General features: G+C 40.1%; 29 protein-coding genes and 8 tRNA genes. 4 read left to right on the top strand and 33 right to left on the bottom strand.

All coding sequences use genetic code 11. The features are described from left to right. Position 1: 1 nt before the first annotated feature. Together AC4E8B_RS01140 and hsdR are read right to left on the bottom strand one after the other, a co-directional pair. Positions 2-364: a replication/maintenance protein RepL gene (locus AC4E8B_RS01140; RefSeq protein WP_490216498.1), complete on the bottom strand. Its 363-nt coding sequence runs from the start codon at positions 362-364 to the stop codon at positions 2-4. A 129-nt stretch (positions 365-493) separates the two neighbouring features. Continuing rightward, positions 494-2857, bottom strand: a complete 2364-nt coding sequence (hsdR, locus tag AC4E8B_RS01135; RefSeq protein ID WP_490216496.1) for an EcoAI/FtnUII family type I restriction enzme subunit R — start codon at positions 2855-2857, stop codon at positions 494-496. Between the two features lie 357 nt (positions 2858-3214). Between hsdR and AC4E8B_RS01130 the strand changes: the two genes are divergently transcribed. Further along, positions 3215-3520, top strand: coding sequence for a hypothetical protein (locus AC4E8B_RS01130; protein ID WP_490216495.1), 306 nt, complete (start codon positions 3215-3217; stop codon positions 3518-3520). 66 nt (positions 3521-3586) lie between these two features. Here the strand turns inward: AC4E8B_RS01130 and AC4E8B_RS01125 are convergent, their stop codons facing one another. The 7 genes from AC4E8B_RS01125 to AC4E8B_RS01095 form a co-directional block, all read right to left on the bottom strand. Further along, complete coding sequence (locus tag AC4E8B_RS01125; protein ID WP_490216494.1) at positions 3587-4507, bottom strand: hypothetical protein; 921 nt, start codon at positions 4505-4507, stop codon at positions 3587-3589. A gap of 36 nt (positions 4508-4543) precedes the next feature. Next, positions 4544-5377 carry a hypothetical protein gene (locus tag AC4E8B_RS01120; protein WP_490216493.1) on the bottom strand — a complete coding sequence of 278 codons (834 nt, stop codon included), beginning with the start codon at positions 5375-5377 and terminating at the stop codon, positions 4544-4546. Positions 5378-5866: 489 nt separating this feature from the next. Then, positions 5867-6241 carry a hypothetical protein gene (locus AC4E8B_RS01115; RefSeq protein ID WP_490216491.1) on the bottom strand — a complete coding sequence of 125 codons (375 nt, stop codon included), beginning with the start codon at positions 6239-6241 and terminating at the stop codon, positions 5867-5869. A 152-nt stretch (positions 6242-6393) separates the two neighbouring features. Then, positions 6394-6825: a helix-turn-helix domain-containing protein gene (locus tag AC4E8B_RS01110; protein WP_490216490.1), complete on the bottom strand. Its 432-nt coding sequence runs from the start codon at positions 6823-6825 to the stop codon at positions 6394-6396. Between the two features lie 560 nt (positions 6826-7385). Next, positions 7386-7517, bottom strand: coding sequence for a hypothetical protein (locus AC4E8B_RS01105; protein ID WP_490216488.1), 132 nt, complete (start codon positions 7515-7517; stop codon positions 7386-7388). A gap of 162 nt (positions 7518-7679) precedes the next feature. Then, positions 7680-7826: a hypothetical protein gene (locus AC4E8B_RS01100; protein WP_490216486.1), complete on the bottom strand. Its 147-nt coding sequence runs from the start codon at positions 7824-7826 to the stop codon at positions 7680-7682. A gap of 527 nt (positions 7827-8353) precedes the next feature. Further along, positions 8354-8557 (bottom strand): hypothetical protein, encoded by a 204-nt coding sequence (locus tag AC4E8B_RS01095; protein WP_490216485.1) that lies wholly within the window; start codon positions 8555-8557, stop codon positions 8354-8356. Positions 8558-9060: 503 nt separating this feature from the next. Between AC4E8B_RS01095 and AC4E8B_RS01090 the strand changes: the two genes are divergently transcribed. Together AC4E8B_RS01090 and AC4E8B_RS01085 are read left to right on the top strand one after the other, a co-directional pair. After that, entirely contained in the window at positions 9061-9288 is a 228-nt protein-coding gene (locus tag AC4E8B_RS01090; RefSeq protein WP_490216483.1) for a DUF2188 domain-containing protein, read from the top strand. Positions 9289-9498: 210 nt separating this feature from the next. Then, the gene (locus AC4E8B_RS01085; protein ID WP_490216481.1) at positions 9499-10119 is read left to right on the top strand and encodes a hypothetical protein; all 621 of its coding nucleotides are present in this window, start codon (positions 9499-9501) and stop codon (positions 10117-10119) included. Between the two features lie 635 nt (positions 10120-10754). Here AC4E8B_RS01085 and AC4E8B_RS01080 read toward each other — a convergent pair. The 15 genes from AC4E8B_RS01080 to sigW all read right to left on the bottom strand — a co-directional run bounded on the left by AC4E8B_RS01080 (position 10755) and on the right by sigW (position 22354). Next, positions 10755-11018: a hypothetical protein gene (locus tag AC4E8B_RS01080; protein WP_490216479.1), complete on the bottom strand. Its 264-nt coding sequence runs from the start codon at positions 11016-11018 to the stop codon at positions 10755-10757. A 264-nt stretch (positions 11019-11282) separates the two neighbouring features. Further along, entirely contained in the window at positions 11283-11519 is a 237-nt protein-coding gene (locus tag AC4E8B_RS01075; RefSeq protein ID WP_490216478.1) for a hypothetical protein, read from the bottom strand. Between the two features lie 4 nt (positions 11520-11523). After that, positions 11524-11892 carry a hypothetical protein gene (locus tag AC4E8B_RS01070; protein ID WP_490216477.1) on the bottom strand — a complete coding sequence of 123 codons (369 nt, stop codon included), beginning with the start codon at positions 11890-11892 and terminating at the stop codon, positions 11524-11526. Continuing rightward, positions 11889-12332 (bottom strand): hypothetical protein, encoded by a 444-nt coding sequence (locus AC4E8B_RS01065; RefSeq protein ID WP_490216476.1) that lies wholly within the window; start codon positions 12330-12332, stop codon positions 11889-11891. Before AC4E8B_RS01065 ends, AC4E8B_RS01070 begins: the two co-directional genes overlap by 4 nt. Positions 12333-12369: 37 nt before the next feature. Further along, the gene (locus tag AC4E8B_RS01060) at positions 12370-12501 is read right to left on the bottom strand and encodes a hypothetical protein (RefSeq protein WP_490216474.1); all 132 of its coding nucleotides are present in this window, start codon (positions 12499-12501) and stop codon (positions 12370-12372) included. A gap of 93 nt (positions 12502-12594) precedes the next feature. Further along, a complete protein-coding gene (locus tag AC4E8B_RS01055; protein WP_490216473.1) occupies positions 12595-12903 on the bottom strand; it encodes a hypothetical protein in 309 nt (102 codons plus the stop codon). A gap of 295 nt (positions 12904-13198) precedes the next feature. Then, the gene (locus tag AC4E8B_RS01050; protein ID WP_490216472.1) at positions 13199-13486 is read right to left on the bottom strand and encodes a hypothetical protein; all 288 of its coding nucleotides are present in this window, start codon (positions 13484-13486) and stop codon (positions 13199-13201) included. Further along, positions 13465-13668, bottom strand: a complete 204-nt coding sequence (locus AC4E8B_RS01045) for a hypothetical protein (protein ID WP_490216471.1) — start codon at positions 13666-13668, stop codon at positions 13465-13467. Before AC4E8B_RS01045 ends, AC4E8B_RS01050 begins: the two co-directional genes overlap by 22 nt. A 176-nt stretch (positions 13669-13844) precedes the next feature. Next, entirely contained in the window at positions 13845-14180 is a 336-nt protein-coding gene (locus AC4E8B_RS01040) for a hypothetical protein (protein ID WP_490216470.1), read from the bottom strand. Between the two features lie 884 nt (positions 14181-15064). Next, complete coding sequence (glmS, locus tag AC4E8B_RS01035; RefSeq protein ID WP_009795686.1) at positions 15065-16867, bottom strand: glutamine--fructose-6-phosphate transaminase (isomerizing); 1803 nt, start codon at positions 16865-16867, stop codon at positions 15065-15067. A gap of 447 nt (positions 16868-17314) precedes the next feature. Next, positions 17315-18664, bottom strand: coding sequence for a phosphoglucosamine mutase (gene glmM / locus AC4E8B_RS01030; RefSeq protein ID WP_490216468.1), 1350 nt, complete (start codon positions 18662-18664; stop codon positions 17315-17317). Between the two features lie 36 nt (positions 18665-18700). Further along, on the bottom strand, positions 18701-20035 hold the full coding sequence (locus AC4E8B_RS01025) for a CdaR family protein (protein ID WP_490216466.1): 1335 nt from the start codon (positions 20033-20035) through the stop codon (positions 18701-18703). Continuing rightward, positions 20028-20855: a diadenylate cyclase CdaA gene (cdaA, locus tag AC4E8B_RS01020; RefSeq protein WP_490216464.1), complete on the bottom strand. Its 828-nt coding sequence runs from the start codon at positions 20853-20855 to the stop codon at positions 20028-20030. The genes AC4E8B_RS01025 and cdaA overlap by 8 nt, the downstream gene beginning before the upstream one ends. A 227-nt stretch (positions 20856-21082) precedes the next feature. Then, the gene (locus tag AC4E8B_RS01015) at positions 21083-21721 is read right to left on the bottom strand and encodes a zf-HC2 domain-containing protein (protein WP_490216462.1); all 639 of its coding nucleotides are present in this window, start codon (positions 21719-21721) and stop codon (positions 21083-21085) included. 69 nt (positions 21722-21790) lie between these two features. Continuing rightward, positions 21791-22354, bottom strand: a complete 564-nt coding sequence (gene sigW, locus AC4E8B_RS01010) for an RNA polymerase sigma factor SigW (protein WP_490216461.1) — start codon at positions 22352-22354, stop codon at positions 21791-21793. Between the two features lie 187 nt (positions 22355-22541). Between sigW and AC4E8B_RS01005 the strand changes: the two genes are divergently transcribed. Beyond that, on the top strand, positions 22542-22703 hold the full coding sequence (locus tag AC4E8B_RS01005) for an aspartyl-phosphate phosphatase Spo0E family protein (RefSeq protein ID WP_490216459.1): 162 nt from the start codon (positions 22542-22544) through the stop codon (positions 22701-22703). A gap of 37 nt (positions 22704-22740) precedes the next feature. On the opposite strand, the gene rocF is transcribed toward AC4E8B_RS01005, so the two are convergent. The 9 genes from rocF to AC4E8B_RS00960 form a co-directional block, all read right to left on the bottom strand. Further along, the gene (gene rocF / locus AC4E8B_RS01000) at positions 22741-23637 is read right to left on the bottom strand and encodes an arginase (protein WP_490216457.1); all 897 of its coding nucleotides are present in this window, start codon (positions 23635-23637) and stop codon (positions 22741-22743) included. 209 nt (positions 23638-23846) lie between these two features. Continuing rightward, positions 23847-23922: transfer RNA gene (locus AC4E8B_RS00995), tRNA-Ala, on the bottom strand. A gap of 5 nt (positions 23923-23927) precedes the next feature. Next, positions 23928-24002, bottom strand: a tRNA-Gly gene (locus tag AC4E8B_RS00990). A gap of 53 nt (positions 24003-24055) precedes the next feature. Continuing rightward, positions 24056-24128, bottom strand: a tRNA-Lys gene (locus tag AC4E8B_RS00985). Positions 24129-24134: 6 nt separating this feature from the next. Further along, positions 24135-24209: transfer RNA gene (locus AC4E8B_RS00980), tRNA-Gln, on the bottom strand. 73 nt (positions 24210-24282) lie between these two features. Then, a tRNA-Tyr gene (locus tag AC4E8B_RS00975) sits at positions 24283-24367 on the bottom strand. Between the two features lie 28 nt (positions 24368-24395). Beyond that, positions 24396-24471, bottom strand: a tRNA-Thr gene (locus AC4E8B_RS00970). A gap of 5 nt (positions 24472-24476) precedes the next feature. After that, positions 24477-24552: transfer RNA gene (locus AC4E8B_RS00965), tRNA-Val, on the bottom strand. Between the two features lie 4 nt (positions 24553-24556). After that, positions 24557-24631, bottom strand: a tRNA-Glu gene (locus AC4E8B_RS00960). Positions 24632-24657 lie beyond the last annotated feature (26 nt).

Genomic DNA, 24657 nt, shown 5'->3' with positions numbered 1-24657 from the left:
TTCATGTTGTTTTAATTGTCTTTTTTTTGTCTTGATAATCAACATGCAGTCCAACGGTATTACCCTTAGAAAGCTCATTGCTCTTCAAAAGTGCTTCGTGCGGTCTGAATACGCCTCTCCCCACACGTTCCAGTAAAAAAGATTCTGTTAATTTGGTCAAGGCATTGTCAATGGTCCCTTTGGATAATCCAACTTTCTCCACCAACTGCTCTTTAATAAAAGAATTTACTATTATAGTGCCATCTTGATTAGATTTTTCCAACAATTCATACACGAGAAAAGATAAATTCTTCGGTACTTGATAAAGAAATAGTAGGTCTTCAAGGTACATCTTCACATCATTAAAATCTCTCTGTTTATTCAACTCACTCACCTCTATTTCATAAAAAAAAATGAATATTACTCATTTAACTTTATGAAAATATTATCAATGATTCAGAACCACTTCAAGTGTTTTTAAAAAGAAAAACCTTTCTTTTAAAAGAAAGGTCAATTAGGCATAGAGATTGTTTTCTAACTCCTTTAAGGCTTTTCTATATTGGCTTTTTCCACCGAATGACTTAGCAATTTTCATAGGGTTTCCTATCTCATTAAATGGATTTAGCTCAAGCAATTTTACATCCTCAAAATCAAAACGACCCTCGTCTTGATATTTGTTTATAATGCCTTCTATAACCTCTCTTGCTACGCCTGAGTATTTAGATAGGTAATGTTCGCTTCGAGCTTTTTTGGCACGTTCAGAGCGTGTAAGAGGCTTCTGGTCAAAGGCAATATGAAGTATCAGGTCGAATTCATCATAATCTTGCCCGACGTCTTCTTTCAATGCTTCTAAAAACACGCCATGCTCTGTCAACTCTTCTAAAATGACTTGTTTTCTTTCTTCGCTGTTCCATTTGTTAATGAAATCATCCAGAGTGGCATACTCCTGAAGTACAGTTTTTCTTGTATAGTCTTTCAGACTCTCCGTAATGAGTTTTCCATCTTTTCCGTAATACATGACTCGCTCATTTAAGACAAGGACTTCTACGTTATCCACATAGTATTTACGGCTTGTTCCATCATCTCCATCGTCATCTCCACCAAAACCTCCTGGTGTTCCATTTCCTGAATTTCCACCAGGTTCTTCTCCACCTTCTGGCTCATCATCTTCATCAGGTATAGGGGGTACAATGTCGTCTCCTTCTCCTGGCACATAGATTTGAACAGGTTCCCCGTCAAAATCTTTATCTGCAAAAAGACGAGTAGCGTTACGGAAATCAAGAATCGTGAAGAATTCTTTTCCGTATTCTGGTTTTAATCGTGTCCCACGCCCGATAATCTGCTTAAACTCTATCATTCCGTTTTCACCAAATATATTATCCAGCACAATGACCTTACACGTCTTCGCATCGACACCTGTGGTGAGGAGCTTACTGGTAGTAACGATGGTTGGGTATTGGCTCTCCTCATCAATAAAGTTTTCAATTTGAGCTTTTCCTTCTGCATTGTCACCTGTAATTTGCATGATGTATTTGCTGTTTTGTGCTACCATATCAGCATTTTCACGAATTAGAGCATTACGCATACGTTCAGCATGTTCAATGTCGATACAGAATACAATCGTTTTAGCAAAGCGGTCTGTTTTCTTGAGGAATTCCGTTATCTTCTTAGCAATCAATTCGGTTCGCTTTTCAAGAACAAGGTTTCGGTCAAAATCTGCTTGACCATATTCCCTATCTGCAATCGCCTCCCCAAACTTATCGAGCTGTCCTTTTTCTGGGCGATAGCCCTCCAAGTCTTTATCAATCCCTATTCGGACCACCTTATATGGAGCTAAAAATCCGTCATCTATTCCTTGTTTTAAGGAATAGGTGTAAATAGGGTCTCCAAAATAGGCGATATTAGATACCTTATCGGTTTCTTTAGGTGTAGCAGTTAGACCTATTTGGGTTGCTCCTTTGAAGTACTCAAGAACACGTCTCCAATTGGAATCTTCCCTTATACCACCACGATGAGCCTCATCTACTACAATCAGGTCAAAAAAATCAGGTGTGAATTGACGGAACACATCCATTTGGCTTTCGTTGCTCGTTAATTGTTGATACAAAGCTAAGTAAATTTCATAACTACTATCCATTTGACGATTTTCGACTTTTGTCATTACACCTTTAAACGGTTTAAAGTCATTCGTCATGGTCTGGTCAACCAAAATGTTTCTATCGGCTAAAAAAAGGATTTTCTTTTTCTTTTTTGCTTTCCACAAACGCCAGATGATTTGAAAAGCTGTATACGTCTTTCCTGTACCTGTTGCCATAACCAGAAGCAATCTATCCTGTCCTTTGGCTATCGCCTCTATTGTACGGTTAATGGCATTGAGCTGGTAGTATCGTGGGGTCTTATCCCCCAAAGTAAAGTAATATGGTTCAGTAATAAGTTCCTCTTCTTCTTGAGTGATATTCTTTGAATCCTTATACCTGTGCCATAACTCTTCTGGCGAAGGAAACTCTTCTAATGAAAGCTCCCTAATTTCTCCTGTCAATCTGTCTTGCTCCAAAAACCCGTCACCATTTGAGGAGTAGATGAAGGGAACATCAAGCATTTCACCGTATTCCAAGGCTTGCTGGATTCCCGCACCGATAGTATGTTTATTATCTTTTGCCTCAATAATGGCTATCGGCATGTTGGGTTGATAAAAAATCAGGTAATCTGCCCGTTTCTTTGTCCCTCGTGTAGTAAGGTTTCCTCTGACTATGACACGACCATCAGTAAATGTATATTCTTCCCGTACCTGTTTTTGTATATCCCATCCCGCCTGCTCAATAGCAGGGGTTATAAATTTGGTGCAAATATCCCGTTCGCTCAGTTCCCGCTTGTTCAATAATTCCACCCTCTTTACTGAATCTCTCGTCTGTTATAGTATTATTCTACCAAATCAAAGAATCTGTTGCAGAGATTATCGTCTAAAGAAAATATTTTTTGACCTGAGTCAATAATTTAACTTTAAAAGGAGAATCTAAATGAAAAAAACAGCAGACTTTTTTAAAGAACCTTCAATAGAAGTGATTTCATAAATCACTTGGCATTAAATATGTATGAAGTTTTAATGTTGAAAAAACGTATCTCGTATACACGATTAAGAAAACATCATTTAAGTTCTATAGGAATTGGAGACGACTTATACTACCTTACAGAAAGCTACTATCGCCAATTAGACTTATACAAGGGGAAGCATAGTATGTCTGACTTTATTAGCTTAGAAGCACCAAAAGCTATTGAATCAGGGAATATAATAGGTAACTTAAAATTCGAGCACATGGTCCCAAAAAATTATTACATCAAACAGTTGTCTGAAAAGACATTAGACGGTACAATCAGCCCAGAATTCGTTCAGGAGCTTTTAAATAAATATTATTATGTATGCACCGTCACAAAAGAAGAAGATGCTTTAGTAGATGCTACTAAAATGGGAAGTGATTGGGACAGGAAAAATCCTTTTCAAAGATACCAACGTGCAGGAATTGAATACATAGAGAATAAATAATTGGCATTAAAAACGAACAACCTTTTTCACTTTTAATAAAAAGGATTAGGCTGTTCGTTTTACTTTTCAATCATTTCTACTGAAACTTGTCATCTTATGTATCTCATACGTTAAATAAATAAACAGAGCAACTAATTGACTTAGAAATAATGAAATCAATAGCCATTTTGTTGCAACATCATCATAATAATTGCTGGGATATGGAAGCAATGTAGTTGGGTATGCAACACCAACTAAAGATGCATATATTAATATAAGTATTCCACCCCAAAACCCTCTTGGTTTCGCATAATCATCTAAAATCTTTTTTTGTTCTCCCAGTTGTAAGGTCAAGATGGTAACTTCATCTTTTAATGTATCCCGATTTTTCTTTTTGTCCCTATATGCTTGATGACTGACTGGTACAACTGTTGGTATTAAATTTGGTCTTATTGCAATAGATTCATAGGGAAAGCTGAAATCTGACATTAATGGACTAACTGGTTTTTTAGGCAATGAGTCCTTCAATAAAAAATAAACTTTTTCGTACAGTTCCATCTTTTGTTTATAATCTACTTTAATGTTCTCACTATCAATGAATGATTCAAAATCATTTGTAACATCTTCACGATAATAACCAGAAATCATCTCCTTAACCTCACCTATTATGTGGTCAATCTCTTCAAGATACGGTTGAAGTTCTTCAATCGAACGATAGTTATATGTATCGTTTTGTATGATTTCATCAATATTTCTTTCTTTTGAAATCAACTCTTCTAAATTATCTCTAACAAAATCTTCAGCATCTTCGTCTAACAGAACCAATTCGGCCTTTTCATACATCTTCCGCTTAGCTGATAAATCATTTTTAAGCTCTCTTATTCGCCTCTCTATGCCCTTTCTCTCACTCGCCATTGTTATTACCCTACTGACTAAAAAACCGCCTATAATGGCAACCAAGGCCGCTGTTGCGGTTACGATTGTCGATATCAATATATTCAAGTCCATCCCTAAAACTCCTCCTCTATTACCAGGCAAACCTACTTAGATTTCATCCTTAATAACCTTGTTGCTATACTCCTCCCAATAATTGTCCTCATCTCCCCATATTGAATGAAGCCAAACATACATTAGAATGACTTCGAGCATCTGTTTTTTTCTTTTCATGAACGGCTTGTCAGAGATTCTCGTATACAAAGAATCGATGTTAAAAAGATTTGACTTCTGTTTACAAACATAGTCAAACTCTTGATAATCTTCTTTGCTTTTCTTTTTATGCTTCGTTGGCCATAAGGTTGGGTCATTATAAAATCGATTTGCATAGTCAGAAGCGAACGCCCATAAATTCACCTTATGGTTTTTCCATGTTTTATCTACCCAAACACTTATTTCTTTCGAGATGAATGGATTCCTTGAAATATCTTCTTTTTCACTTTGAATTCTATGATGGTCTTTTATGAAGTTAAATAATGGCTCAGCATGGTCTTTCAAAAAAGAATTTTTCTTTATCAGATTAGCGTAAATATCGTATGAACAGCTCCGAAAATCGCTATCACTATGGTAAAGGAAAAATGTATCCTCTTTTTTCAAAAGACTTATGATAGAGCGATGAATTTGCTTATCATAAGTTTCATAAATGTTTAGTAACCAGTTCTGTACGTCTTCATCATAAATATCGAGTTGTTTTTGTAGCTTTTGAATTTTTTCGTTTTGCAACACAGTCCTCTCATCGATTGCATTTACGGTGAGATACTGATTAAAGTATTCAAAAACATAGTCAATCACTTTTTTAGTGTTCTCCATCTTAAGAGAATTATTGAACTCATTCAGTCCGTCTTCTTTTTTACGCTGGTAAATGTATTCTTCAACTCTCAGCAATTATGAACACTCCCTATCTTTTTAAATCTGAATAGTTCAGTAAGACTTCATAATTTTCTATAAATTATTAATAAAAAACTCCATATTGCTTCAGCTATCAATTTATCCTGTTATGAATTTATCATACCAATTCACACTGGATAATAAAGTATCTTTTGATTTTCTCTCTTGTGAAACAGCTTGGCTGTTATGTAAAAGTAGGTTTTAATTTTCTTGAAGCCCTTTGACATTTCGGAGATTTTTTAGACTTTACATGATAAATTTTTAAGTTTTTCACGCCTATATAGGTTTATGTTTTCCAAAAGTTGATACCCCTCACAAACCCTTGATATGAATGCTGTTAAGGCTGTTTAAGAAGCAAAAAAATAAACTTTCTCTTTTTTGAAAAGAAGGATAAAAAAGAGCAACAGATTAAACTCAACCTGTCACTCTCACCGTACAATATTGTTTGCTAAATATCATTATCTGGTCAGTTCTTTATACGTTCATTCACGAATCAGTCTTCACTAAAGTGAAAGTATCAGTTTGTTTCTCTATCCTTTCAAATGATTCACAACTGTCATTTAAAAACTTATACTCTATCCAGCTGACGCTAAACCTTTTGTCAATCACTAATATGATTACAAGCGTATCCTTCTCAGCAGAATGAAACCACTCTCCAGACACTTTCCGTACATTTGACTTGTATGACTTAATTTCCTCTTGTAACAGCTTGTCAAAGCGTTTACGCACATTTTCCTCGCTGTTCTGTTCCTCTATTATCTCCTTTATTGTTTCTCTTACTTCTGGTGGAAATAATTTAATCAACCTCTGCAATCCCATTTCATACATGAGTAGCTGGGTTAAATTTTCAGTTTCTTTCAACCGCCCTTGTTCCTTACTAATTTTATCAAACCCTCGAACTATATCTGCAAATTCAATTTCTTGACCATTCGCTCTATCCTAAGATGCATAATGAATCTCCACCCTATAAAAGCAGAGAGAAGAACTACGAATCGTTCCTCTCTCTGCATGTTTTAACGTAATAACCGCAAAAATCTATCAACCTTCTCAATTATATTAATCGTGTCAGTATGTTTGCTAAACTCCTGCCATTCAGCGTCAAGAATTGTTTGAATGATAGAAAGCATAGCCTCCCTTTCCGTTAAAGTTGGAAGTTTTCCATTAACCAAGTATTCGGAAAATATTAATGTTTCTTGGATACTTCTAAGAGGTGCTTCTGGAATTTCAATATCAATTAAATCAGAAACACTAATATCCAACGAAGAAGCAAGTTTATTGATAATAGGAAAACTCGGTGCTCTTCTATTTAGATTTTCAAGTTTGCTGATGTAGCCTGCATCTACACCTGTCATACGTTGTACATCCTTAAGCGAATACTTTTTTTCTTCCCTATAAAATCTGAGCTTTTCCCCAAAGTTTCTTGGCATTTCTCTCCCTGTTTTCATACTGTTTCCTCCTCAAATATCTGCTTTTTAAGCAGAACTTCCTGTTAATTCATTCTTAATGAATTCCTGGAGTTTTAAGACCACTATATGATAAGCAGGGAGGCAGAAAACTATAACTCTAAAACAGCATGGTTAGACAAGGTACGAGTTTTAATTATGCCAGTTCATACAAGTAAGAAAGTAATGACCACTTTGCGTGTGCTCTTCAGATAATCCAGTAGTGCTTTATTATCCTTTTTTATTTTTTCACTTCTTGGGCTGGGAGTTGGAATCGGCACATAAACTCCTCTTGATTTAGCACGATTTTTCTTTTTTGATTCATACGACACCACTTCTTTCTCACATTTAGTTAGAAGCCACGTTTTGATAAGATGCGAAGAACATTCTGATTAGCTTTTTTAAAGGTTGGCTCACCATAAGTTCTGTGGGAACTTGCATTTCTCGTCTATTTGGGTTCTGACACTTAGTTCGGGCCTTTATTTTCCTCAATCTCAATCACCCTTTTTCAATAGTTTATTTCATCTGTTTGCACATCTCATTAGCTATTAAGCAATTAACATTTAGACAAGCCTCTTCAAAACAGGCTGTACTATATATTTCTCCATTCCAAAAATTTTGAATTCCTTACGCTTCGTCTTATCTGAACTAAGCATTACATGAACATTTTCCAGCATTTTATATTCATGTTTCATTCTACTTAAACCTCCTTATGCAATTATTGCTATCTTTAGTGTTAGGTCTTCCAACATCCCCTAAATAAAAAGGTACTTTTCCCGATTAAATAACAATCTCACTGATACTCATACTCATTGGCAAGTTTATAGCATACGAAATCCATAAGTTTTGGTTGTAAGTTACCTCTCCATCATCAAGTCTGATATAACCTCTTTTATTGCCTTAAATTCTTCTGCACTGGTAACTTCTTTGTAGAAATCTTTATAAACCATACTGTCTTCCATCATCTTTTTTTTGATATCATTATTTATAGATTCTATATTCACATGGTCAAAACTTCGGTTGTGCAATCGTTAGACATTGTTTTTTCGTTTTTCATGATTCAACCTCCTGCCATTTTGATTTATTCACTTTAATAAAAAACAAGAATTTTTTCATGTCTAATAACCAATACTCTTCTTGATTCACTTCCAGAATCAGCTTAATTGTCTGTGTTGCAAACAAGTTCGTAATTCTCAATCATAAATCTCCCTTAAATAATTAGCCGATTAAAACAGACTTGATAATGTAAGAGCCTGCCAAAGCAAGAGCAATCATTAGAGAATCTCCAATGATTTCAACCAACATACTTTGAACTTTCACCTTCACTCATCTCACCTTCTTTCAATAGAGTTTGAAAAAAAACCATATAAAAACGCTCAGTCGGGTGACTAAGCGTTGATTAGAAATTTTTTTAAGTTGTGGTTTCGGAAATCTCCCATAGGAATCCCAACCTTTTTTAAGAATCTATTATTTGAATTCATCATATTTCTTTTCTACTTGAAAATCAATTATTAGATAGACAGGTTATAAATCAATTTTCTTCTTTGCATGGAGTGATTAGAATTTGCAATCCTTTCTCTTCCCCATAATCCCACAGCTTCACAGACGGAAAAGTTTCTTTTGGTAATATGAATGTTCTTTCTTCTAAATGCTGAATAGGATTCTTGCTTTCTGCCGAACAGCCATGAGTAAAACAAGCTGGATGAGGGTGCACTATTCTTCCTGTATCGTTCAAGAAAACAAATTTTATTGTATGAAAAATTTCCTCTCAAGGATTCGCTTTCTACAAATCACTGAATAAATATCTTTTTATGTTAATAACACACTTCACCTTACAAATCTACATTAACACAACATGTAGTATTATATTCTCTATTAAAAACACAATATATTGAGCGAAATCACAAATGACGGTATAATAAATAACTGTGGAAGGCGAATAACTCACAGGTATTTTTCAAGGAGGTGAAACAAATGGTGAGAGTAAAAGTGAGCAATTCACAAGTAAATAGTGCAGTCAGAAAACTTAATCATGAAATAAATCAAAGTATGAAAAGACAGATGCAGAGGCTTGAGCAAGAATTTAAGAGGGTACTAAAATAAAACGCTCTTATTTGTTCTGCAAAACAAATAAGAGCCATTAAACAATATTCACATTTTTATGTTACAACAATTTTTCATACGATAAAAGATAACGTGTGTTCGTCTTCCACATAATTTAAAACTTATGAGGTGAAAATGATGGGTAAGAACCAACATGTAACTCCCCGTTCAGGTGGAGGATATCAAGTTAAAGGTGCAGGAAATTCAAGAGCAACAAAGGTATTTCGTACTCAATCAGAAGCAATTTCTTACGGTACAGGAGTAGCAAAAAATCAAAAATCTGAGCTCTTTATTCATAATAAAGGCGGTCAAATCAGAGAACGTAATAGTTATGGTAACGACCCTCACCCGCCTAAAGGATAACTTCTGAAACGCTATTATCAGCCTTTTGTGAGTTCATCTCATATACTATAGACATTCAATTGAATATTCTATAAGATTGTAATATGAGAGGGATAATATAGCCTTGTTTATGTCATTTACTACTTTTTTTAAAAAAAAGTGGTGTTTGACTATAAACAAGGCTTTTTGACGTTTATAGTCAGTTTTCTACTTTCACAGGAGCGTTGAACGATGCAGAGAGAACTTACACTCAGCGATTTAGCAGGATTTGAAAAACCAATAGTTATGTATTTAGCAGGTTACCCAGCTGACAGTTTACCTATTCAATTTGCAACTGATTCCAAATTATCTAAGACACAAACGCTTCAGTTGTGCGTGTATTACTTTTTAAACCCTGATTCAAACCACTTTATATTGAATGTTCCTATAAAATCTTTAGCTAAAATACTCAGCTGTAGCATAAAGACTGTCAGGAATAACAATAGGTCCTTTTCAAATAATCTGTTCATTTCATTCACAGAAAATAAAAACCAAACCTTATCTTTAAAGCTACATATAAAGCAAATCCTCATTGATGAAGAGTCTTTATTACTTCGGAAAAATCTATTATTAACAATACTCAAATTAGAGAACATCAATTCAATCAGAATCGCCTTTCGCTTTATCTTGCGTTTGTATGAAAAGAATAAACTGCATAATAGCGGAAAGATTTATTATAGCTATAATGACATACGGAACTTTCTGCCATCAAATATTAATCATCCAAGAATTATAAATCAATTAGTTGGGGAGTTATTAGAGATTTTTGATATAAAAAACTCCGCCAACGGATATTTCGTTTCTTATAAATAAATTTAGGAGAGATTGCTTTCCTACACAAACAAAAAGAGGGGAGAAAAAATCTCTTCTCTTTCTTAGATTATCAAATAATCAATGTGGTACTAAGAGTCACATCGCTACATAGGCTATTTTTTGACCTTTTTTTGGCATTAAGTCTGTCATACTATCGCTCCTCGCATTAAAGGTTTTCCTATATATTCAGATACCTCTTTAAAAATTGCAAAATCTGATTGAACTATTTTCAATCCTTATCAAAATTTATTATCGTTCCCTTATCCCTTTCTTCTTTAAAACCTTTCCCTTGCCCGTGAAATAAAGTCGTTCCCTGAAATGCTGGATTCCCTCTTCTTTTTCACGCTCTTTTCCGCCTCTTTTTTCTCCCGCTTTCTTTTCAAACCGAAGGTTTTCTCGCTCTTTTTATCCACAAAAAAACACGAGGAAAATCGGATGGTGATTCCGATTTTCGCTCGTGTTAGGGAACGTTTTATTTGACCAAGAATACAGTTTATTTTGCTAAGGAAGAACTCTATTTTGCTGGTACAAATATTTCTACTTATAAAGGGTTAATAACCTTACTACGATATTCTTCCCAATAGTTCTCTTCATCTCCCCATATTTCATGTAACCAGATGTACATCATTATTATCTCAAGTAACTGTTTTTTTCCCTTGATGAACGTTTTCTGAGAAATCCTTGTGTAAAGCATTTAGATAAAATAAATTTGTTTTTTGCCTATAATCATACATATAAAATGTCCTTTGTTCCATCTCTTCAATATTTAAATATTGATTAAAATACTCAAAAACGTGATTTACACAAATTCTCATGTTATCCATTTTGGCATCAATATTATATTCATTTATTTTATCTTCTTTTTTTCTTTTTGAAATATATTCTTCAAGCGAAAGCATTTTATAACATCCCCCTTACTTCTTCCAATAGCTATTCATAAAGTTGCTCTATACCAACTAAACTTTGATGGTTAATACACATAATAAAAACAACCACCTTAGAACTTTGCAAAAGCAAAAATAGTGGTTGTTTCGTAAAGCAAAAAGGGTGGTCGCTCTCAAAAAAAGTGTCCTTTAGATGCACGAACCCCAAAGCTCCGCTACTATATTTTAGCAAATTTCTAAATAAACCAAAAGCAAGTCAGGGGCATTTCAAAAGTTAAATCACTCTTTCAAATCTTGTTGTAGTAAAAGGAAAAGTTCTTCCTTTGCTTGTTGTGGAAGGTTGCTAATGAACTCATGGTAGCCCATATTGAATAAACATAACATCAACATTCTCCGTCTTTCATTATCAAAGGGGAGGAAAACCCCATTTACCATTTCTAACTTATTTTCGCCTGGTGTATATTCCTCATAAATTTTGTAATCAATCGGTTGAGGTTCTTTCTTAGGGATTAACATAAGGTCAACATTCCCTTCTCCACATTTTTGCACAATAAGGACATTTCCAAGCAAAGACTGAATCCCAGTTAGAAATTCCAATTTTATCACTGACATAGCGAAGGTTGTATTTCTTTTGTTCTTGTTCAGACAGAACTCTTATCAAATTCTTGCCACAAAACGGGCAATATTCTGTCTGTATTTCTTGCTCATTTCCCATTCTTTCATCATCACGCTCAACTTCCCTACAAATTCCCTCCTTAAGAAGAAGACTAACATCCAAACAGGCCTCATGAAAATCGGAATTTCCATAGAGTTCTTGTTCCCAAAAATTGATTTGGTCTTTTTTGCGAATGATAACATGTACATTATCCAACATTTTATAGCAACTCAAATTCCCCCCTCCTTTTTGGCATCTAAATCTTGTTCAGTTAGCATCTTTCGTAGCCTTTCTCTTGTATCAACGGAAATGAGTTCTAAGAATCGTTTTAATCCTACAGCATGTAAGCCGAGCAAAAGCATATTTTCGGTCCCATCCAGTTTCCCGTTTTTTAGATACATATCTTTCAATAAGCACTTAGAAATCAAATTGTCCTCAAGGTAAGCTGGTTCTTCCGTTATCTCTAATTGTTTGGCGAACTCTAACCTTTGATACTCTTCTCTAATTCCGTGGACTTCTTCTATCTCAAGACCAAGAGTTTGAGTAATCTTGTCATCATCCCAATCTTCATCCATTAAAGTTTTGGCTTTCTCTTCTGTCCATTCTTGAATTGCTTCCCTTTTCATATCTTCAAGGATTTCTGCTTTCAACTTTACCTTCCAATCTTGTTCCATTAAACCTTTCCCCCCTTTACAGATAGTTCTTATATCATTATCTCTCCGTCAGATAACCTGATATTTCATTCAGTATTGCAAAATACTCCTCTTCCCTTTCCGCTTCAAATCCATAGTTCTGCAATTTAACAGGCGGTGTCTGTAACCATTCACGAATATCATTGTCCATTTTCAGGTCATCAAAAATTAAAACTTCCTCCGCTATTTCGGCAATATCAGTATCCTTTTCCTGCTTATATCCAATGCTGATGCTGAATCCCCCTTATTCTTCTTCATCATCGTTCGCTAAATAGTAATCAGTCCTGTTTATAACATCCACGAAACTCATTCCATCTGTATTTAAAGGCTTGTAAATTTCTTCAATAAATCCTGCCTTTTTAAGCTCTTTAGAAACAACACGTATCCACTTTTCATACACTTCGACCTGGATACGTGGTTCTATACTTTTAAAAAATTGTTCCATCCCATATCTACAGTAAATGTCTCGAATAATTTCTCTAACGATGGAGACAGCCAGTTTTTCGCTCATAGTTTTCACCTTCATTTGCTTATTTTTTTTGGAATACATCATTGATTAGATTCCTCTTTTTGCGAGAATCCGAAGTGCTTTTTTGTTCATTTCAATTATTGGGACTAAATACTCTGACATCGGTACAGTACATTTAATACCATAATTCGGATTAGTAATATTCCTTTTTTCTGACAGACGTTTTAATGCCAACAAAAACACCTCCATAAACTGTTTCGATAACAAATCCATATAACTTGGGTGGTTTATTCGCCAGTTTAACTGGAGGAGTATTAGGAAACTTAGTGTAAACTCTGGATTTCCTATGAAACTTTTTCATTACATGCACCATTCCCTTCTATAACTTGAAATCCAAATTCTGATATATCGTGTAAAGCATCTCTCCTGTGTCTTGAATAAGTTCTGTATCATCCATCGTAGGGAACAAATCCTTAACAGTTTTTACAGCATTCTCTTTGGTTTTAAAGGAATCCAATTTTCCAATTTCATTAGCAGTAGCTAAAGCCAAGGAAGATACCTTTTTTCGCCAATTAGTCGAATCCCTACCTTCTTTTTGAAGTATCCGTAAAAAACACTTAAAACCATCACACTCACTACTAATTATCACATATCTTTTTTCCTCCATTGATTCACCACCACTTTCTTAATAACCCTTATCGGAATCATACGAATTGAATTTTTTTTGTAATATTCGATAATGATAGCGGTATATACCATTAGCCCATCACCAATTGTTTCTATAAGCATGTTTATTAAAAATTCCTTTAACTTTTCCCCTGTAGTTGCATCTATTTCTCCCCCTTTCAAATGGAGTTTGGAAACAAACACAATTAAAAACGCCCAGTCCTATGACTGAGCGTTAATTTATGCAATATGAATTTTTATAGGAAAAACCTAAAGTCTTCATTTTGTTTCCTCATTCTGAAATTATTGGTTTCTATAAGTTTATGATAACTGCAGTTCCACACGATATCAACTCGATTTTATAAGAACAATCTAAAAATGCTATCGAAATTATTATCCCCTCTTGTAGCTTCAACCCATTCCTCACGAACCCCAAGTATTCTTTGCAACATTCCACAAATGCAAATCATAGCCTTGTCTTTTATCAATTCCTTAATTACTTGCTTTTCCTCCATTCCTCTAAGTTGTTCACATATAAAATTCCTTGTCCATTTTGTTCCTTCTGCTTTTCTTCCCCTCTTTCCCCTCAAACCCTTGTCCTTCTTCGCCTCACGCCTTCCTCCCATCTTCTGGAATAGAAAAAAGTTTGTCCTGCCTTTTCCCCACTTTTGCTCAAAATTGTATCGAATTTTCATGGTCTTAGACATAAAAAACTTTGTCCAAAAACCCTGTTTTTCTCCTTACTTTTCTCACGTTTTTCTCCTGCATTTCTTCTCCCTTTTTCTCATGCTCTTTCCCGCCTTAACTCCTGATTTATCGGTATTTATCAGGCTTTTATTCAAACGTTTGATTAATCTGGCTGACGTACCAACGGTACGTATCCTCGCTTTTTTCATGCAAAAAAGACCGAAGGGCGACCAGGTTCTCACCTGATTTTCCTCCAGCCTTGACCAATTTTTTTTATTTAAGGACAAAGATTATTAGGTGTGTACAACTTGCTTCTTTTAATACTCTATAAAAATTCTCAGTTTTCAGCTTTCCTGTTCCTCCTCCCTTGTTTTCCTTAAAATCCTGACCTTCTATGTACCCGTAAAATAAAGTCGTTCCCTGACCTCCTTTTCAAACCCTTGCCCTGACTGAATTTCCAAATATTGTAGGCGAATTAGTTGTTCCTTAATTCGGCCTTTTTTTGTCCTATTTTTTGTCGGATTCCAGGTTTTTCAGGTAAATAAGTTGTTCCCTGAAATCCAGGATTTCCTCTTCTTTTTCACGCATTATCTCATGCTTTTTCTCGCTCTTTTACCCGTCTCTTTTTTCTTTCTCTCTTCTTCCTCCTGCCTATCAAACCGAAGGTTTATCAGGCATTCTCACCCGCTTTTCTTCTCATTTTTCCCCCACGTTCTTTCTCTCCAGTTTTTTGCTCGCTCTTTTTATCCAACAAAAAACACGAGGAAAATCGGATGGTGATTCCGATTTTCGCTCGTGTTAGGGAACGGTTTATTTGACCAACAATACAGTTTATTTTGCTAAGGAAGAACTCGATTTTGCTGGTACAACTATATATAATCCTTACTCCCGCTTACTCAACCGTAACAGATTTAGCCAGGTTGCGCGGTTTGTCTACATCGCATTCGCGGTGCAGGGCAGCATAATAAGAGATCAGCTGCAATGGTATAACAGAGATAAGAGGTGTTAATAATTCATTTACTTCCGGAATGACGAAGCGGTCTTCTTCCTGCTCAAGCCCCTTCATGCTGATGATGCATGGGTTGGCGCCGCGGGATACGACTTCCTTGACGTTTCCGCGGATGCTCAGGTTGACGCTTTCCTGTGTGGCAAGGGCAATGACTGGTGTACCGTCTTCGATCAGGGCGATGGTACCGTGCTTCAATTCTCCGCCGGCAAATCCTTCAGCCTGGATATAAGAGATCTCCTTCAGCTTCAGTGAGCCTTCAAGGCCGACATAGAAGTCGATTCCGCGGCCGATGAAGAAAGCGTTGCGAGTTGTTGCCAGATATTCGCGGGCAATCGCTTCAAATTCTTCTTTGCCGTCACAAAGGACCTCCATGGCATTAGCAACGATGCCAAGCTCCTGAACCAGGTTAAATGGCAGTCCAAGCCCCTTGCTCTTCGCTGTTACTTCTGCCAGGATGGCAAGAACAGCCAGCTGGGCAGTATATGCCTTTGTTGAAGCAACGGCAATTTCAGGCCCTGCATGAAGAAGAAGCGTGTAGTCTGCTTCACGGGAAAGGGTTGAACCCTGTACATTCGTGATGGTCAGTGCTTTATAGCCCATCTCCTTGATGTTCACAAGCACGGCACGGCTGTCAGCTGTTTCACCGCTCTGTGAAATAAAGACGAATAGCGGCTTTTCTGACAGAAGAGGCATATTGTAGCCAAATTCACTGGCAATATGGACTTCTACCGGAATTTTTGCCATTCTTTCGATGAACTGCTTGCCGACAAGGCCGGCATGATAAGAAGTACCAGCTGCGATGATATAGATCCGGTCGCTTTCATTCATCGCATCAAGGATATCCTGGTCGATGACCAATTCATCATTTGCATTCTGGTATTTCTGGATGATGCGGCGCGTCACAAGCGGCTGCTCATCGATTTCCTTCAGCATATAATGAGGGTATGTGCCTTTTTCAATATCGCTTGCATCAAGCTCAGCTGTGTAAGGATTTCTGGCAATGATTTGGCCGTCCATATCCTGGATCATGACTTCGTTCTTTTTAACAATAACGATTTCTTTGTCCATCAGCTCGACATACTGGTCTGTCACCTGAAGCATAGCCATTGCATCACTCGCAACAACATTGAATGTGTCGCCAAGGCCGACAAGAAGCGGGCTCTTGTTCTTCGCTACAAAGATTGTTTCATCGTTCTGCTCATCAAGGAGTGCCAAAGCGTAAGAGCCCTTCAGCAGGCGCAGTGTCTTGCGGAATGCGTCTTCCGTTGCTTCTCCTTCGTTCACGAACAGCTCGATCAGCTGAACGATGACTTCTGTATCCGTGTCGCTCTGAAGCTCTACCCCGCTCAGGAATTCGCGCTTCAGCTGGTCATAGTTTTCAATGACGCCGTTGTGTACGAGCGTGAAGCGTCCGCCTGCACTCTGGTGAGGGTGGGCATTCTTTTTGCTCGGTACGCCATGTGTCGCCCAGCGGGTGTGTCCGATTCCGGTGTGTGCTTCCACATCTCCATCAACGATGCTGCGCAGGTCGGCAATGCGGCCTTTTTCCTTGAAAACATGGACGCCGTTTTCGTTCATGACGGCGATGCCTGCTGAGTCGTAGCCTCTATATTCAAGCTTTTCCAAGCCTTTTAACAATACTTCTTTTGAATCAGTGTTTCCGATATAACCTACAATTCCGCACATACTTCTGTGTCCTCCCTAATAAAGGGGGCAAGAAGCCTTTTTTAGAGGGCATGCTTGCCCCCTTATCTCTAGTTTTTGTTTGTTCAGAAGCATATCCCTCTCTTTGTCCACCAAGTTGCCTTGATGCTTTAAAGAAGGATTTTCGGTTGTGCTTGAATCAACCGGGAGGCATCCGCCGAAAAATCGATAAACCTCCTCCTCGTCAACTAGCCCACTCATGGCCAGTTCAGGCGCTTTAAAAGTATTCCCTGACAATCCACCTTTCTATTTCTGAATATGCTTTGCACCATGGTTTGCAAAAACAGGATAATCATACATCATCACGCGAGAATCCGTCAACTCATATCACAAAAGATACACATTTTTCCACGAAGCCTGCAGGGGCTCCATATAAAAAAATATGCATAGAGGCGCCAAAGCGTTCCTCTATGCATATCTTCCCCTCCATTACTCCTTTAAACCCATTTCCTCGCGGACAACAGCAGCGATACGCTCCACATAAGCCTCACACTGATCCTTTGTAGGCGCCTCAGCCATTACACGGACCAAAGGCTCGGTGCCGGAAGGCCTGACAAGGATGCGTCCGTTTCCGTTCATTTCATTTTCAACCTCTGTAATCACGCTATGGACCTTATCATTGTCTGTTACATGGTGCTTGTCTGTAACTTTAATGTTGACGAGCGTCTGCGGGAACTTCTTCATTTCATTCGCAAGCTCTGACAGCGGCTTCTTTGTCGCCTGCATGATATTGGCAAGCTGAAGGCCTGTCAGAAGGCCGTCGCCAGTTGTGTTGTAGTCAAGGAAGATAATATGGCCGGATTGCTCCCCGCCAAGGCTGTAGCCCTCTTTTTTCATTTCCTCCACCACATAGCGGTCCCCGACTGCAGTCTGGATGCTTTCAATGCCATTCGATTCAAGCCCTTTGTAGAAGCCAAGGTTGCTCATGACTGTGGATACAACTGTGTTGTGCTTCAGGCGGCCCTGCTCTTTCAGGTATTTCCCGCAAATGTACATGATCTGATCTCCATCAACGATGTCGCCATTTTCATCTACAGCGATCAAACGGTCTCCGTCGCCGTCAAAAGCAAACCCGGCATCTGCCTCTTTTTCCTTTACAAAGGCCGATAGTGCTTCAGGATGAGTCGAGCCTACGCCATCATTGATATTAAGGCCGTTAGGGGATGCGCCCATTGTCGAAAGGTCGGCATCAAGGTCGGCAAACAGATGAGCTGCCAGTGAAGATGTAGCACCGTTCGCACAGTCAAGCGCAATATGTATGCCGGAGAAGTCTTCATCAACACTTTGCTTCAAGTATTGAAGATATTTCTGTCCGCCTTCAAAATAGTCATTCACCTGGCCCAGGTCTCCCCCTACCGGACGCGGAAGCTCATCTTCTGCTTTATCCATGAGAGCTTCAATTTCCAGCTCCTGTCCGTCTGAAAGCTTGAAGCCGTCAGGCCCGAAGAATTTGATTCCATTATCAGCAACCGGGTTGTGGGAAGCCGAAATCATGACACCAGCCTGTGCACCCAGGGCTTTTGTCAGATACGCTACTCCAGGCGTTGAAATGACGCCGAGGCGCATGACTTCAGCGCCAATGGAAAGCAGTCCTGCGACAAGGGCTCCTTCCAGCATATGCCCTGATATGCGTGTATCGCGGCCGATCAATACTTTTGGGCGTTCCTCATTCTTTGTCAGCACATATCCGCCAAACCGGCCCAGTTTAAAAGCCAGCTCCGGGGTCAACTCACTATTCGCAATCCCTCGTACTCCATCGGTACCGAAATATTTACCCATTAAAAATCGCTCCTTCTAACCATAGTGACATTATATTTAAGCTTCTTCATTTTTTTGAGTGATAGAAACCTTTACTGTTTCTCTTGATAGCTTCCAGCTTACATTATCGGGGCCAGTAACCTTTACAGGCACATTATGCTCCCCTTCTGACAGGCTGTTTATATCGACAAATATATTGAAATCTGCAGAGCCGAGGCCATTGACCACATTGACCGGCCCCTGGACAGACAGATTTGTTCTCCCTGATCCATCAGCGAAAGCAGCGGTATATCCTTCTGAGGTCCCAGTCAGGTCAATCGGCAGGTTCGAGAAGGTTTTGGTTTCATCCTTCTCTGTTTCTTCCGCAGGAGGAGTCGCCGTCTCAGCTTCATCTTCCTCTGCTTCTGAGCCGGCATCCTCCTGATCTCCCTGGCTTTCCGCTGTCACATCAACAGTGGCCTCCACTGTTTTGGGATCCACGGATGTTATGCCGTCCGGGATGATGACCGGAAGGGTCTGCACACCGTCTTTAGTGATCTTGCCCAAGTCAACTTCGACCCTTACTCTTTCAGTCTGATCGAGGGCTTCTTCACTTCCTGTAATCCTCGCCTCAGCTGTATCCAGATCAATGCTGTTAAGCGTCACACCTGAAGGCAATGACCCCTTGCGGACAATATCTATCGGCACTGTCTTGGTCAGACTTTTCACTGACACTGTAACTTCTACGGTTTCTGGATCGACAGCCACATTCAGCTTATTCATATCCCTGTCGAGCACCCTGATGCTTGCATCACCTGTGACAGATTCCTCTATCGGCCCCTTGACATCAAGCGCTGCCTTCACATAGCTGATCCGGTCGACCACATCCCTGGCACCCGTTATCTTTACAGTATCAGGCTTAACGGACGGCGCGCCGGATGTAAATCCGTCACCAAGCAGGGACTGGTTGAATTCAGGCTCGACCTTGAACTCTTTCGTTACTTTTTCCTGGATGGAGACGGTCGCATACCGCGGCTCAACCGTTACATCGAGACGGTCTGAAATATCCCTTACCAGGATCCGGACCTGCCTTTCGCCAACTTCAGCATCAGATAAATTCACATAGACTTCAAAATCCCGCTGGGTCTTGGCAATCTGGACATGGCTTTTCGGGCCTGAAACCCTCACATCCACAGTATCCGGTACTCCGGTGACCACGAGGTTATCAGTATCATAATAAGATTTGACCGGAACGTCTTCAATTAGCATGGTGTCCTGATCTCCGGGTACATTGACCTCGCTTGAGTTGTCCGATCCATCGTAGACAGCATCAAAAAGGAGCAAGGCCAGGACAAGGGCCACAGCTTTCATGAACCACCTGTTGTCCACCAGCTTATCAATCAGCTTATCCATTTTTCTTCCCCCTCCAATTCCAGCGGGCTGAAGAAGACTGTTTTGCCTTCTGGCTGACAATCAGTTCATTGGATAGGAGCTCCTTGAATGCCTCAGAGCTCAGGCTTCTGTGGAGCTCACCGTTTTTAGTCAGTGAGACGCTGCCCGTTTCCTCAGATACGACGATGGTAAGGCTGTCTGTGACCTCACTGATCCCCAGGGCGGCCCTGTGCCTGGTGCCCAGTTCCTTTGAAATGAACGGGCTCTCGGAAAGCGGCAGATAGCAGGCCGCAGCTTCCACACAATTTTTCTGGATGATTACTGCCCCGTCATGCAGAGGTGTATTCGGGATGAAAATATTGATCAGCAGCTCTGACGAAATCTTTGAGTTCAGCTGAATGCCTGTTTCTATATAGTCGCCCATCCCTGTTTCCCGTTCAATCGAGATCAGGGCGCCAATCCGGCGTTTAGCCATATAATCAACGGCCTTAGTGATGGAATCCACCATCTTTTCCTGTTCATTTTCTTCCTGGGAGCTGCTTCTTGAGAAGAATCTTCCCCTCCCCAGCTGCTCAAGCGCCCTGCGGAGCTCAGGCTGGAATATGATGATGATGGCCAGGACCCCCCACAGCAGAACCTGCTCCATCATCCAGCCAAGCGTCTGCAGCTGGAATTTGTCGCTGATCACCTTGACGATCAGAATGACAAAGATCCCTTTCAATAGCTGGACAGCCTTGGTGCCCCTCACAATCATGATCAGTTTATAGATGACGTACCAAACAAGGAGAATGTCAACAATATTAGCCAGGTATTTCAAAATTGAGAAATCTGCAAACGACATTATCCCTTCCTCCAAGTATATTTTTCCAAAAAGCATAAGCTTTGTTTTCAATGTATGTAACTCACATATTATATCATAAATACTCTGAAAACCAATGATATGGGCATGGGATATATTGCAAAAACCCTTAGGCAGCATTATATTTTCCTAAAAGAAAATCCCTGCCATTAGAATATCCGCTCAGCTGGATATTTCTAGTTTGACAGGGATTTGCTTTATCTATTCAGTCAGCCTGCAGCAGGCTCTTTTTCTTTCTCATCGAATACATTCACGAGATCTTTGCCAAGGTTCTTGATATGGTACCAGAGCCACTCAAACACTTCATTCACTTCCTTGATCTCGCCTGTCACCTGGCCTGCAGAAGCCATATACTGCTCTCCATTGATGACAGTTACATTCCCATCGACCAGTCCTTCAATTTTTATCTTGCCATTGCGGACAGTGACATCGCCCTTTACCACTTCACCTTCCGGAACGATGACCGTATCATTCTGGACAATCAGGTTCGGCTGTTTGGAGACCGAAAAATTATGATCCTTATTCCAGGTGGACATGACGCTCCCCATCATCAGGACGAGGAACAGGGAAGCAGCAGTAAGCAGCGGATGTTGCCTGAACCAACGCTGGAAGCCGACCTGCTTCTTTTCTTTCGGAAGCTTCGCCATCACACCGGCTGTAAAGCCTGACGGCGCTTGTATATGTGAAGTGCTTTGCACAAGTGCAATAGCTCTCTTTAATTCATGAAAATACGAGCGGCATTCATCGCAGCTGCTCAAATGCTCCCTTAATTGCTGTTCATGCTCGGCTGAGATCTCTTCATCTAGATACTCGTGCATAAACTCAACAATCTCTGCTGGACATTTCAAAGTTCTCACCCTCTTAAAATGATAAGCTGAATTCATTTTTGCAAAAGAAGATGGCATAGCCATTCATCTCTACACATGACGCAACTGCTTTCTTAAAGCTTCCCTGCCCCTGTGTATGCGGGTCTTAACCGTCCCGAGCGGCAGGTCCATAATTTCGCTTATTTCGTTGAGAGAAAGCTCCTCGATATATTTCAGCACAATTACTGACCTGTATTTCTCAGGAAGCTTCGAGATTTCGTTTTGAATGGTCTCCTGAAGCTCCAGACTTTCTACATCTTCCTCAGGCAGCCTGGTATCCGATGCAATCTGCGAATACATCGTCAAGCCGTCCGTCCCCGCAACCTCGGCATCGAGAAAATAATCAGGCTTTTTCTTCCTGATCCGGTCAATGCATAAATTGGTTGCGATCCTGTACAGCCAGGTGGAAAATTTCAAATCGATATTAAAGCTTTGAATATTCACATATGCGCGCAGGAAAGCCTCCTGTGCAATATCCTCCGCCTCATGGCGGTTGCCGAGCATACGGAAACAAAGCTGGAACACCTTGTCTTTATAAATTTCCACGATTTCCCCAAAGGCATTCTGGTCGCCTTTTAGAACCTGTTTGATCCTTTTCTTTACGATTGCTTCCATTTCTAGTTACCTCCGCTCTAATGCGGCTATACGATATTACGGATCGATAGCGGAAAAGGTTTCATTTTTTTAATAAAATTTCTCAATAACTATTATTTTAACAAAAATTTACTTCTTCATGTTTAAAAAGTTTTAGTTGGGGTATAAAGGGACTAATTAAGCTGAGGAAAAGGCAGGTTTTTTGTAAATGGGTGTCCAAGAACTGTTGCAGGATATTGAAAAATGCCGCAAAGAAATGGTCCAGCTAGCTTCCCGAACATCTTTGTCCAGCCATAATGTAATTGAAGCCAGTACGAGGCTGGATTCATTGCTGAACAGATACAATCATTTAATCGGAAAAAAGCGGTAGCTTGAAAATCAAGCTACCGCTTTTTTTATATCCAATTCTACAGGAGCTTTTCTCCGAAAAGAGATCCCATCAGCGCGACGGCTACTGATGCCGTCTTATTCTTATCATCGAGGATCGGATTGACCTCTACGAATTCAGCTGAGGTGATCAGCTCAGCTTCTGCCAGCATTTCCATCGCCAGGTGGCTTTCACGGTAGCTGATGCCGCCTATGACCGGCGTTCCAACGCCTGGTGCATCGTTGGGGTCGAGCCCGTCCAGATCTAATGACAGATGGACACCATCGGTGCGGTCCTTGAGATACTCAATGGCTTCTTCCATCACCCGTGTCATCCCGAGCCTGTCAATCTCATGCATCGTATATACTTTGATCCCCTTTTCCTTCACAAGCTCTTTCTCTCCCTCATCCAGGGCCCTCGCCCCGATGATGACGATATTCTCAGGCTTTACCTTCGGTGAATAGCCCCCTATCTCAGTCAGCAGCGGATGGCCAATGCCGAGGGAAGCCGCCAGCGGCATGCCATGGATATTGCCTGAAGGAGATGTTTCTGCCGTGTTCAGGTCGCCATGGGCATCATACCAGATGACACCCATGTTCTTATAGTGCCGTGATACCCCGGCCAGCGTACCGATTGCAATGCTATGGTCTCCGCCCAGCACAAGCGGAAAAGAACCATCCTTGATCACTTCATCAACCTTTTCTGCCAGCTGGCCGGTCTTTTCTGCAATCAGCTCAAGATTACGCAGATTGGTATCCGGATCAATCATCACTTCCGGGCGCCCGATTGCAATATCGCCCATATCGTGTATCTGATCAAATAAAGATTTCAAACGTTCATTTACACCGGCATAGCGGATGGCACTTGGACCCATATCAACGCCTCGCCTCATTTGGCCAAGATCCATTGGCATCCCGATAATAGATAATTTCTTCATCTCTTTATATTCCTCCTTCACCCCTGTACTACTCTCATTTTAACCGCTTTCAAAGCAATGACTCAACTCGACAAAAACATGCATATATATACGTGTTTTTCCGAAAAATCTAAATAGTCAAAAGAGCTGGCGGGGAATTCCTGAAGAAGGCTGCAGACATAAAAAAAACCTTAAACCCGGCAGGGTTTAAGGTAAGATGTATGTAGTAATGGTGGAGCCTAGCGGGATCGAACCGCTGACCTCCTGCGTGCAAAGCAGGCGCTCTCCCAGCTGAGCTAAGGCCCCGAAAATGGAGCGGAAGACGGGATTCGAACCCGCGACCCCCACCTTGGCAAGGTGATGTTCTACCACTGAACTACTTCCGCATTCATCAGGACAGACCTTAGGGTTCTGAAACCTAAGGCCTGTCCTGCTATGATGAGCCATGAAGGACTCGAACCTTCGACCCTCTGATTAAAAGTCAGATGCTCTACCGACTGAGCTAATGGCTCAAAAAATGGCTGGGCTAGCTGGATTCGAACCAACGCATGACGGAGTCAAAGTCCGTTGCCTTACCGCTTGGCTATAGCCCATCAATCAATGACCTGACGGTCAAAATAAAAAGGACATTTATAAGATTGTCCAAATCTGGAGTTTTTATTCAAATGGTGGAGGGGGACGGATTCGAACCGCCGAACCCGGAGGGAGCGGATTTACAGTCCGCCGCGTTTAGCCACTTCGCTACCCCTCCACATTCCATTACAAATCTGCAAAGGAAATGGTGCCGGCTAGAGGACTTGAACCCCCAACCTACTGATTACAAGTCAGTTGCTCTACCAATTGAGCTAAACCGGCATATATGGTGGAGGATGACGGGATCGAACCGCCGACCCTCTGCTTGTAAGGCAGATGCTCTCCCAGCTGAGCTAATCCTCCAAAATGGTGACCCCTACGGGATTCGAACCCGTGTTACCGCCGTGAAAGGGCGGTGTCTTAACCGCTTGACCAAGGGGCCTTGCTATTCTATTAACAAGTTATAGT

The sequence above is a fragment of the Bacillus sp. SRL543 genome (assembly GCF_984799205.1).
The sequence above is the reverse complement of the archived record's forward strand: the minus strand, read 5'-3'. Positions and strand labels throughout refer to the sequence as shown.